The sequence below is a fragment of the Streptomyces sp. NPDC127100 genome (assembly GCF_042724095.1).
Taxonomy (GTDB): domain Bacteria; phylum Actinomycetota; class Actinomycetes; order Streptomycetales; family Streptomycetaceae; genus Streptomyces.
The window spans coordinates 158,091-168,512 of the sequence record NZ_JBHXFL010000012.1 but is presented as its reverse complement, the minus strand read 5'-3'; the positions used below and the strand labels follow the sequence as shown (position 1 = coordinate 168,512).

Below are 10,422 nucleotides of genomic sequence, written 5' to 3'. Positions count from 1 at the left end.
CTGCCCGGCGCTACCCGCCAGACGGTCGGCGCACCTCCGGACTGCCAGCTCGGCGGACACTCGCTGACACGACGGGAATTGTCAGACAGGCCTTAAGGGCGGGTCTTGCGATGAGCCAGTACGGCAAGGGTCGCCAAAATGACTCCGCACACTGCACCGACTGCTCCGAACACGATGGACGGTAATTCTCCCGTGATAGCTCCAGCGACGCACCCACACAGTCCTCCTGCTATCAAAACCGCAGAGAAGAACAGCGTCTTCCTTACTGCCTCTTTCACCTATTCACCTTTCGATCACATTTCATCTCAGCACCGCCTCGACTAACACCAAAAGAACCGTTGGGTCGGGGACCTATTCCCCGGCCCAACATTTTTCCTAGCTCAGCGGTACGGTGTTACCCGTAGTGGAGGATCTCCGTGTTGTTGTATGCCGCGACTGCTCCAACCGCACAGCTGCCTACAACAGCCGCAGTAACGCCCACAGCAGCCCCGACTCCGGCTTCGGCTGCACCGCCGACGGCGCCGGCGTATGTGATGACTCCGGTGTCAGCTGCAAGTCCGACGGCGCCGATGCATCCTGTGGCTGCCCCCACCCAGTCATTGGCCGCGTCCAGAGCACCGGCCACGGCGTCCAGACCGTCCTCTACGCTGTCCAGGAATCCAAGACCCGTGGATCGCTGTTGTTGATGGGGTCACCACCTGCGTACAGGTAGGTGTTCTTCTCCTGTCCTGAGGGGTCGGGCTGGGTGAAGCGGCCGAGAGACGGGTCGTAGTAGCGGTGGCCCATCTTGTATAGACCGGTCGGGTCGGCGTAGGCACCCGCGTACCGGTAGGGCTGCGGGGCGGTCTCGGCGGTGGTGCCGCGAGGCATGCCGGTGGGTCCGTACGCGTAGGTGTGGGTGCGCTTGCCCGCGCTGTCGGCGAGGCCGAGGACGTTGCCGGTGGCGTCGGTGAGGTAGTAGTAGGACTTACCCCCAGTCGTCATGGAGTTCAGGGTGCCCGCCGGTTCGCGGATGAATCCGGTGTCCACGCCGTTGGTGGTGGTGGAGGCGAGGCCGAGGGCGGTGTGGTGGAACCAGGTCGAACCGAGTTTGGTGCGTTCGGCGTTGCTGGTGCCGGCGTGGACCAGGTCGTAGGTCTTGCCGCCCGCGGTGATGCCGGCGAGCTGGCTGTAGTCGGTCCAGGATTCGTTCGTGCGGGCGGTGCCGCTCGCGCCGGCGGTCTCGTTGCCGAGCTTGTCGTAGGACCAGCCCGTGGCCGAGCCGTTCTTGCCGGTCAGTTCGCTGGCGTCGTCGTAGGTGTAGGTCGTGCCGCCCGGGCAGGTGTTTTTGCTGCCGTCCTGGCTGGTGAGGTTGCCGGCCTTGTCCCAGCAGTACAGCCACGACGCCTTCCGCGCGCCTGCGAAGTCGGCCTCGAGAGCGTAGGAGAGGCGGCCCTGGGAGTCGTAGGTGTAGGTGGTCTTGTAGTTGGTGAGGTTGTCGGTGCGGGTGCGGATCTTGGTGGTGTCCTTGCCCGCGTTGGCGTAGCTGTAGGTGAGGTCGACGAAGGTCTGGGTTCCGGAGGTGGTCTTGATGGCCTGCGGGCGGCCGTTGTTGTCGATGATGACGGACTGGGTGGTGCCGCCGGGGTAGACGGTCTTGGTGCGCTTGTCGTTGTTGTTGTAGTCGAAGTCGGTCTTCTTGCCGTCCGGGATGGTGAGGTAGTCGAGGCGGCCGGCCTTGTCCCAGGTGTAGTCCGTGGTGCCGGTCGGGTCGGTGTAGGAGTCGACGTCGCCGCCCGGGGTGTAGGCGAGCGCGGTCTGGGCGCCGTTCTGCAGGGTGCGGCGCTTCTCGCGGTTGAGGTCGTCGTACTCCCAGGTGGTGGTCCCGGATGCGTCCATGCGGGTGGTGACGTTGCCGTCACCGTCGTAGGTGTAGGTGACGGTGAAGTTCGTCGAGGAGACCCCGCGGACACGGTCACGGGAGTCGTAGCCGTAGACGGTGGTAGTACCGCGGCCGTCCTTGACGGTCTCCACCCGGCCCAGCGCGTCGTAGGTGTAGGTCGTCTCCCCCAGCGGCGCCGGCGGCTTCACCTTCCACAGATTGCCCTTGGTGTCGTAGGTGAAGGAAGTGATCTTGCCGTTGCCGTCCTTCGCCGTGCAGCGCTGACCCTCGAACCCGCCACACTTCGGGGTGGCCTCGTTATAGGTGTACTCCCGCGTCGCGCCCGCGGTACCCGAGGTGGTCACCGACATCGTGTTCCCGGCCTGGGCCATACTCCGCCGCATCTACGAGAAGATCACACAGCGCCCGCCTGACCAGGACACCGCCCCCGACCACTATGACCAGGCAGCGTAGAGACGGCCGCCCCTGCACAGGCCGGGCCGGGACCCCCTGCTGACCGCGCCCGGGCCTGCCCCGGGCAGGCTTGGAAAATGACAGGCGCAGGGCCTTCACCGGCGCTCCGCCTGGTCCCGCTCCAGCAACATCGGGGGCGGGACTTCTTCACATCCTGGGCCGGTCGCACGACCAACACATCACCCCCTGGAAGGCGTACTGACTGACCATTTCAGAATGAGGTTCGGAGTCGCCTCAAGCAGATGATGCTGCAGGCGAGTTGGAGTAGTCCCAGGTGGGGGGTCGGCCGGTATCTCTTAGCGGATCGAGCCAAACGCATTCTGAAATGATCAGTGACTCATGATCAGCCGCTTTTGTTAGAGCCAGTAAGAACCCCTAACGAAATGATCTTCGAGGTGGTTGGATCGCTCCGGGGATGCTGATCTGGAGGTGTGCGGTGGCGCGGCCGAAGCCGTGGGAAGTCGACGACGAGCTGTGGGCGGTGATCGAGCCGCTGCTGCCCAGGGTTGAGCGACGGATCCGGCACCCTGGGCGCAAGCGGCATCCGGACCGGTTGGTGTTCCAGGGCATTCTGTTCGTCCTGCACACCGGGACCTCCTGGGAACACCTGCCGCAAGAGCTCGGCTTCGGGTCGGGAATGACCTGCTGGCGCCGCTTGGCCGAGTGGACCGACGCCGCTGTGTGGCCCCGGCTGCACGAGGTGCTCCTCGCAAAGCTCCGCAGCGCGAACGCCCTGGACTTCTCCCGCGCGGCGGTCGACGGCTCCCACATCCGGGCGCTAAAGGGGGAGCCAAGACCGGACGAAGCCCTGTCGACCGGGGCAGAACCGGCAGCAAACATCATCTGATCACCGATGCCACCGGCATTCCGCTCGCCGCCACCTTGACTGGCGGCAATCGCAACGACGTCACCCAGCTGATCCCTCTTCTCCAGGCCGTGCCGCCGGTACGGGGCAAGCGCGGCCGGCCCCGGCGCCGCCCGGACGTGGTGCTGGGCGACCGCGGCTACGACCACGACAAGTACCGTCGCCTGGCCTGGGACCTCGGTGTGAAGCCGTTGATCGCCCGCCGCGGCACCGGGCACGGCTCCGGCCTGGGCACTCAACGCTGGGTCGTCGAGCGCGCGTTTGCCCATCTGCACTGGTTCCGTCGCCTGCGGATCCGCTGGGAGATACGCGACGACATCCACGAAGCCTTCCTCACTCTCGGATGCGCACTCATCTGCTGGCGGCGACTATGTGCTCTGGCGAGCGATGCCCTGGGCTAGTCAGCCGCCGCCAGCCGGTTGAGAACTTCTATGGGGGTGAAATCCCAGCCGACCAGGCGCGGCCCGCTCCAGTTGATGCCGACCTTGAGTCCATCTCGGGCGTAGTCGGGCAGTTCGCGATCGCGCCAGATCTCCAGCGGCATGGATTCAACGCGTAGCCCACGCCGCCAGATCTTCGCTGCCCTCTGGGCGCGGGCCGAGGTCGACCAGAAGGGAAGACTGCGCGCGCCGTCCGCGGAGAGGTGGGTCGGCATTCCGTCGTCATCCCGGACGAGCCAGACGACTCTGCTTTCGCGGACATCTCGGAAGAACGCTGCCGCTTGCGAACCGCTCTGACTCATGGCCACTGAGACTAGCGGTACCCGCCACTCATTTCGTTAGGGGTTCTAAGTGACGTCGCCGAGGCGGGCCGCGCGGGCCCGGAGGTAGCGCTGTTCGGGGAGGCTCAGAGTCTTGGCGGCGGCCGACTCGTAGGCGGCTCGGGCGGCTTCGGGGTCGCCCGCGCGCTCCAGGAGGTGGGCGCGGACCGAGTCCAGGCGGTGGCCTGCGATCAACTCTGAGCCAAACGCGTCCAGTTCGGCCAGACCAGCCTTCGGTCCGTGAACCATGGCGATGGCCACGGCACGGTTGAGGCGTTCGACGGGGCTGGGGACAAGGTGGACGAGAACGTCGTAGAGGCCGAGGATCTGGGGCCAGTCGGTGCTGTCGGGCGAGTCCGCCTCGTCATGGACAGTGGCGATCGTGGCCCTCAACTGGTAGGGACCGGGCAGGCGTTGGCGCAGCGCCCAGGTCACCAGGGCCACGCCCTCCTCGATCGCCGCCTTGTCCCACAGACCGCGATCCTGCTCGTCGAGGGGGATCAGTTCGCCGTCCGCCCCGGTCCGCGCGGCGCGGCGGGCGTCGGTGAGGAGCATCAGGGCGAGCAGGCCGGTGACCTCGCAGTCGCCGGGCAGCAGGCGGTGCACCCTACGGGTCAGCCGAATGGCTTCGCCCGCGAGTTCGGCCCGCTGGAGGGAGGCTCCGGAGGTGGCCGTGTAGCCCTCGTTGAAGATCAGGTAGAGCGTGTGGAGGACGGCAGGCAGCCGCTCCTCCCAGTGGTCGGGGCGGCCGAAACGCGTGCCCTTCACCCGCTGCTTGGCCCGGCTGATCCGCTGGGCCATCGTCGCCTCCGGTATCAGATACGCGCGGGCGATCTCGGCCGTCGTCAGACCGCCGACGGCCCGCAGCGTCAACGCGATCTGGGCGGGCAGGGGCAGATCGGGGTGGCAGCAGAGGAAGAACAGGGTCAGCGTGTCGTCCTCGGAGGGCGCACGATCCGACCCGGGCGGCGAGGCGGTGAAGGCGTCACGCGGTGTGAGCGCCGCCGCCTTCTCCTCACGCAGCCGCCGCGCCTGATCACTGCGCAGCGCGTCCGTGAGCCGCCGCGAGGCGACCCTGATCAGCCAGCCCCGCGGATTGTCCGGAACCCCCGACTCGGGCCATTGCCCGGCCGCTGCCAGCAGCGCCTCCTGGACGGCGTCCTCGGCGGCCTCGAAGTGCCCGTACCTGCGTACGAGCGCGCCGAGGACCTGCGGCGCGTGCAGGCGCAGCAGGCCCTCGACCTCGCTCGTACGTCTCAAACGTCTCCCCTGCTCACACCTCGCCGAGCGGCCGGATGACGACGGGGTACGTGTTCGCGCCCTCGGGAACGGGGCACTGGATGACCCGCGCGGCGATCTCCGTGACCCGCTCCAGGCTCTCGCACTCCAGGAGCCAGTAACCGGCAATCACTTCCTTGGTCTCGCCGTACGGCCCGTCGGTGATCACGGGCTTGCCGTCCGCGCCGGCGCTGACGAGGCGGGTCCTGGCAGGCTCGGCCAGCCCCTGGGCATCGATGAACTCGCCTGTCTCGGCGAGGTCGTTGTTGATCGCCCCCATGTGCTGGAACATCGCCTGCATGTCCTTGTCGCTCCAGGCCGGGAGACCGGCGGCGGGCTTGCCCGCCTGGGCCTCGTAGTCCACCTGCGTGCCCTGCACCATCACCAGGTACTTCATGAGTCCGCTCCTTCGGCTCGGGCCGCCCGTGGTGGGTGGCTCTCACAGGGGACGTCGGAGCCGGCCCGCGCTTCTCTACACGCTCGCGGAAACTTTTCAGGCTCGCGAGAGGCGCGTCAGGAGTCTGACTGCTCGGCCCTGCGACCGCCGGTCCGCTCTCCATCATGGGCGGGCTCCGACTCGGCCTCGTACGCCCGGCACTCGGGATTCTTGCACGGGCCGGGACGCCACATGGGCACGAACACACCCAGGGTCTTGTGCCGGCGCATGACCTGCTCGACCTGGCTGCCACAAACGGGACAAAAATACTTATAGCTGGCCATATTTTCAGGATATTACGGTACAGCCCGGGCCGACAGGTGAGTGACGTGTCTGCGCCAGCTGACGATCTGAGCCCTCAGCCCGAACCGGCGACCAGTGCCTCGCCGAGCGGGGTGCGTCGGTAGAGCACCGACCGTCCGGACCGGGCACGGACGAGCAGCCCCGCGCCTCGCAGGATGGCGAGGTGGTCTCCCACCGCGCCGGGTGCCATGGCGAGGCTTCGGGCGAGGTGGCTGGTACTGGCCGGGGCGTCCAGCGCGACCAGCAGCCGGGCTCGGGCCCGGCCGACCAGAGCGGTCAGCGTGTCCGGTCGGGGGACGGTTGCTTGTTCGCCCCACAGGGCGGCGGTGCCGCGGGCGGGATAGACCAAGGTCCTGGGCCAGGGATTTTCCAGGTGGGCGGCGATATTCGCGACGAAGACCGAAGGGATCAGCAGTAGCCCGTCGCCGGCGAGGCGGACGTTCCCGACTGGGGGGAAGGAGCCGATCTCGATACCGCCGGCGCGCCAGGCGATGCTCGGGTGCAGGCTCTCGATGGTCGTGGCCCATCCGTGTTCGCCGATCACACCCACCCGGTGCACGACATCGCGTTCACAGATCGCGCGCAGTTGCGGCCAGTCCGTGGCGAGCAGTTCGTGCCACGCCTGGTCCATCGCCTCGGCGATCCTGGAGACGGCGTCCGTGGAGTCCAGCACTGCGCGTACGCGGGGATCACGGGCGGAGGGGCCGGTCGCGGTAGTGGCGAATTCGTGGCGGGCCTCTTCGAGCGCTGTGGCCCGGATCATGGCCAGGTCGTCTGCCCAGGTCTGGTTGAGGCCGCGCGGGGGCGGGGCGACGAAGTTCGGCCCGGATTGCGGGGTTTGCAGGGCTAGGGCGGCGTCCAGTTCGGTCTCGCGGCGAAGCCGTTCAAAGGCCGGCAGGAGCCGGGTGGCCCAGGCTCGCGGCAGCGGCCGGCTCTGGCCGGTCAGCGAGCGCAGCAACAGGCAGAGATCCATCGCGGGAGACAGCGCGAAGCGGCTGCGCAGCAGGTCCTCGACGGAGACTTCGAAGCGGAGCACCCTGCGATGCTACCGCCGGACGTCTTCTCCGATTCGTCCAGCGACGAATCATTGGTGAGTGGCCTGGGCGCACGGCGAGGCTGGGCGTCATGATGCCAACCGCCGAATCAGCGCAGGGCAACCACCGTGCCACCTACCGGGAGGTGCTGGCCGAGCCGCGATTCCGGCTGCTCTTCTCGACCCGCGCCGTCGCGATCACAGCGGGCTCGCTGCGAATCACCACATTCTCGGTGCTGGTCTTCGCGACCACCGGGTCCGCGCTGTTGAGCGCACTCGCCTTCGGCATCGGCTTTCTCCCGCAGTTGTTCGGCTCACTGCTGCTCGGCTCACTGGCCGACCAGCTGCCGCCCCGCGCGCTCATCGCCGGCGGCTACGCCTTGGAGTGCGCCGCCGCCCTGCTGCTCGCCCTGGTGCGGATGCCGATCGCGGCAAGCCTCGGTGTCGTGGCGCTGGTCGCCCTCGCCACACCGGTGTACGGCGGCGCGTCGAGTCGGCTGGTCGCGCAGTGGCTGAAGGGCGACGCCTATGTACTGGGCCGTTCACTGAACAACATCGCCTCCTCCGGCGCGCAATTGTTCGGTCTGGCGCTGGGAGGTGCGGTCGTCGCGGTACTCGGCTCGCACCGGGCGCTCGCGGTGAGCGCCGCCCTCTACCTCGGCTGCGCGCTCGCTGTCCGCATCCGGCTACCCCGGCTGGAGCCAGGAGAGTTCGGCGGCACACCCGGCGGCGCTCGGGGCGATGGCGGGGCCGTCCGGGCGAGCCTGCACGGTGCCCGCCTGCTGTTGCGCGGACACACGGTACGACGACTGATGCTGGCGCAGTGGCTACCACCCGCCTTCGTAGCGGGCGCGGAAGGTCTGATCGTCGCCTACGCGGGAGGACGCCACTTCGCGCCCGGCTGGTACGCGGTGTTGATGGGCTGCCTGCCGGTCGGCATGCTCGTCGGTGACCTTCTCGTGGGTCGACTGCTACGGCCACCCACCCGGGAGCGTCTGGTAGTCCCGTTGATTGCGCTGACGGGACTGCCACTGGTCGGCTTCGCCACCGAGCCCGGAGTGGGCGTCTCGTCCTGTCTGCTGCTGCTCTGCGGCTTCGGGTTGGCCTACGGTCTCGGCCTGCAGCGGCCGTTCCTGGACGCCCTGCCGCAGGATGCCCAGGGCCAGGCCTTCGGTCTCGTCGGCTCCGGCAGCATGACGCTGCAGGGCGTCGGGCCGGCCTGCTTCGGCTCGGTGGCCGCAAGCATCGGAACAGGCGGCGCAATCGCCCTGGCAGGCGGCGCGGCGGTGCTTACCGTCGGCTGGATTCTCACCTGGTACCCGCCCGCCTCCCCGATCCTCGTCCCGGACCACTCAACGGGATCACCAAACGGCGTCGAACAGCACTCGTGCAGTTCTCCTGCCCAGTAACCGTCGCAGGTCGCATCGGTGACGAGCCGTCACGCACTCAGTCGTCCCGGCAAGCTCGCTGTGCTAGGAGTTCCAACTCGGCTCTCCCAGTCGTCGGTACGGACCACGTACGGGATCCTGAGACCACGAACAGCCCATGGAAGGTTCACACAGCATGATCGAAGAATTCGCGAAGGACAGCCTGCACGGGAGGCTGCGGCGGGACCGCAAGGCGCTGCTCTGGAAGCTCGACGGCCTGTCCGAGTACGACGCCCGCCGACCTCTGACAGCGACCGGCACCAACCTCCTCGGCCTGGTCAAGCACGCGGCCAACGTCGAGGCCAGGTACTTCGGCGAGGTCTTCGACCGCCCTTCCCCGGAGCGGCTGCCCCGGTGGCAGGATCACGACGGCAGCGATATGTGGGCGACGGAGGACGAGACCCGCGATCAGATCATCGGGTTCTATCGGCGCACGTGGGAACACGCGGACGCGACGATCAAGGAGCTTCCCCTCGACGCCCCCGGCCACGTGCCGTGGTGGCCGGAGCCTCGTCCCAACACGAACCTGTTCGCCGTCATGGTCCATGTCCTCGGCGAGAGCAACCGGCATGCCGGACACGCCGACATCCTGCGAGAAGGCCTCGACGGCCGCACCGGGATGCGCCCCGAACACGAGGAGCGGATCGACGAGGAAGCCCGTGCGGCGCACTGCGCGAAGATCGAGCAGGCCGCCAGGTCGGCCACATCGATCAAGGCCTAGTCTGACACCGGGCAAGATGACATCAGCTCCCCTACCGGCGCTTGCGATTTCCGAAGACCCGGCCACCGGATATGCCCCGTCACCCGATGTCTTGTTCTTCGGAGTGCCGTTCCGCGAGTGCCCGGGCGGAAATCACTGCTACGAGCTCCGCCCCATACCGGTGGACGACCGGCAGTGTTTGCAAGGCATCCTGTACGTGCTCTACAACGACATCGGCTGGCCACTGCTGTCGCTGAAGACAGGGTTCAACTCGATAAGACCGGCGTCTTCGACCACCTGTACCGCCTCCCGCTCGCCGAACTGCACGCGTTGAAGGACACACGATTTGAACACGTTGAAGGCGGCCGAGGTCCCGCGGTCCCTGGCGGTGTCGTACGCCAGAGGCTTCGGCGAGGAAGGGCGGGCCTGGATCGCCGGACTGCCGGCCCTGGCTACAGAATTCCTGGAGCGCTGGGAGCTGAAACGGGACGGCGCGGTCGGAGCCGGGGAAGCTTCACTGGTGCTGCCGGTACTGCGTAAGCACGGCACCCGCGCGGTCCTCAAGCTGCAGATGCCCAGAGAAGAGACCACCGCCGCGCTCATCGGACTGCGCACCTGGAACGGCGCCGGGATCGTACGGCTACTCGACCACGATCCCGACAGCAGCACCATGCTCCTGGAGCGGCTGAACGCTGCCCGCACGCTGGCCTCGATCGAGGACGACGACGTTGCGATGGGCATCCTCGCCGCGCTTCAGGCCCGGCTCGTCCACGTCCCCGCGCCGCCGGGACTGCGTACCCTCGGCGACATCGCCACCGAGATGCTGGAGAAGGTTCCCCAGGCGGTCGCGGCTCTGGCTGACCCGGCAGACCGGCAACTCCTGCGCGGCTGGGCGTCAGCGGTGTCCGAGCTCGTCGGCGAACCCGGGGACCGCATGCTGCACTGGGATCTGCACTACGACAACGTTCTCGCCGCGCAGCGTGAGCCGTGGCTCGCCATCGACCCCGAGCCGCTCGCCGGGGACCCCGGGTTCGACCTCTGGCCCGCTTTGAGCAGCAGGTGGGAGGACGTCGTCACGAAGAACGGTGCCCTGCGCGTCGTACGGCGCCGCTTCGATCTGCTCACCGAGGTCCTCGACCTGGACCCCGCACGCGCGACCGGCTGGACGCTCGGACGGCTACTGCAGAACTCGCTATGGGACATCGCCGACGGTGAGACCGCTCTCGCGCCGTCCTCTGTCGCTGTCGCGGAGTCGCTGCTCGACCGGTGACCCTGCCCTCTTCGA

At 67.8% G+C, this 10,422-nt stretch carries 9 protein-coding genes; 4 read left to right on the top strand and 5 right to left on the bottom strand.

Annotated elements, in window-relative coordinates; all coding sequences use genetic code 11:
- Positions 1-642: 642 nt before the first annotated feature.
- Positions 643-2,265, bottom strand: coding sequence for an RHS repeat-associated core domain-containing protein (locus tag ACFWJB_RS15165; protein ID WP_386922624.1), 1,623 nt, complete (start codon positions 2,263-2,265; stop codon positions 643-645).
- Between the two features lie 485 nt (positions 2,266-2,750).
- On the opposite strand from ACFWJB_RS15165, the gene ACFWJB_RS15160 reads away from it, so the two are divergent.
- Positions 2,751-3,601 (top strand): IS5 family transposase gene (locus ACFWJB_RS15160; RefSeq protein ID WP_386922622.1). Its coding sequence is split into 2 segments (ribosomal slippage): positions 2,751-3,114 and positions 3,114-3,601, totalling 852 coding nucleotides; the frame shifts between segments, so codons are not numbered across the junction.
- On the opposite strand, the gene ACFWJB_RS15155 is transcribed toward ACFWJB_RS15160, so the two are convergent.
- From ACFWJB_RS15155 to ACFWJB_RS15140, 4 genes are all read right to left on the bottom strand, one after another.
- Entirely contained in the window at positions 3,598-3,942 is a 345-nt protein-coding gene (locus ACFWJB_RS15155) for a DUF2750 domain-containing protein (RefSeq protein ID WP_386922620.1), read from the bottom strand. The two genes, ACFWJB_RS15160 and ACFWJB_RS15155, sit on opposite strands and share 4 nt — an antisense overlap.
- A gap of 45 nt (positions 3,943-3,987) precedes the next feature.
- On the bottom strand, positions 3,988-5,220 hold the full coding sequence (locus tag ACFWJB_RS15150; RefSeq protein WP_386922618.1) for an RNA polymerase sigma factor: 1,233 nt from the start codon (positions 5,218-5,220) through the stop codon (positions 3,988-3,990).
- 13 nt (positions 5,221-5,233) lie between these two features.
- Positions 5,234-5,635 (bottom strand): YciI family protein, encoded by a 402-nt coding sequence (locus ACFWJB_RS15145; RefSeq protein WP_385464951.1) that lies wholly within the window; start codon positions 5,633-5,635, stop codon positions 5,234-5,236.
- A 397-nt stretch (positions 5,636-6,032) separates the two neighbouring features.
- Positions 6,033-7,013 carry an ArsR/SmtB family transcription factor gene (locus ACFWJB_RS15140; protein WP_386922616.1) on the bottom strand — a complete coding sequence of 327 codons (981 nt, stop codon included), beginning with the start codon at positions 7,011-7,013 and terminating at the stop codon, positions 6,033-6,035.
- Between the two features lie 89 nt (positions 7,014-7,102).
- On the opposite strand from ACFWJB_RS15140, the gene ACFWJB_RS15135 reads away from it, so the two are divergent.
- From ACFWJB_RS15135 to ACFWJB_RS15125, 3 genes are all read left to right on the top strand, one after another.
- Positions 7,103-8,419, top strand: a complete 1,317-nt coding sequence (locus tag ACFWJB_RS15135; RefSeq protein WP_386922614.1) for an MFS transporter — start codon at positions 7,103-7,105, stop codon at positions 8,417-8,419.
- A 154-nt stretch (positions 8,420-8,573) separates the two neighbouring features.
- Positions 8,574-9,158: a DinB family protein gene (locus ACFWJB_RS15130; RefSeq protein WP_385464960.1), complete on the top strand. Its 585-nt coding sequence runs from the start codon at positions 8,574-8,576 to the stop codon at positions 9,156-9,158.
- Between the two features lie 325 nt (positions 9,159-9,483).
- A complete protein-coding gene (locus tag ACFWJB_RS15125; RefSeq protein WP_385464963.1) occupies positions 9,484-10,407 on the top strand; it encodes an aminoglycoside phosphotransferase family protein in 924 nt (307 codons plus the stop codon).
- The last annotated feature ends 15 nt before the right edge of the window (positions 10,408-10,422 follow it).

What these genes read in the sequence shown, in the direction of transcription:
- ACFWJB_RS15155 (WP_386922620.1), bottom strand. Translation starts at nt 3,942, where the DNA reads ATGAGTCAGAGCGGTTCGCAAGCGGCAGCGTTCTTCCGAGATGTCCGC.
- ACFWJB_RS15165 (WP_386922624.1), bottom strand. Translation starts at nt 2,265, where the DNA reads ATGCGGCGGAGTATGGCCCAGGCCGGGAACACGATGTCGGTGACCACC.
- ACFWJB_RS15135 (WP_386922614.1), top strand. Translation starts at nt 7,103, where the DNA reads ATGATGCCAACCGCCGAATCAGCGCAGGGCAACCACCGTGCCACCTAC.
- ACFWJB_RS15145 (WP_385464951.1), bottom strand. Translation starts at nt 5,635, where the DNA reads ATGAAGTACCTGGTGATGGTGCAGGGCACGCAGGTGGACTACGAGGCC.
- ACFWJB_RS15130 (WP_385464960.1), top strand. Translation starts at nt 8,574, where the DNA reads ATGATCGAAGAATTCGCGAAGGACAGCCTGCACGGGAGGCTGCGGCGG.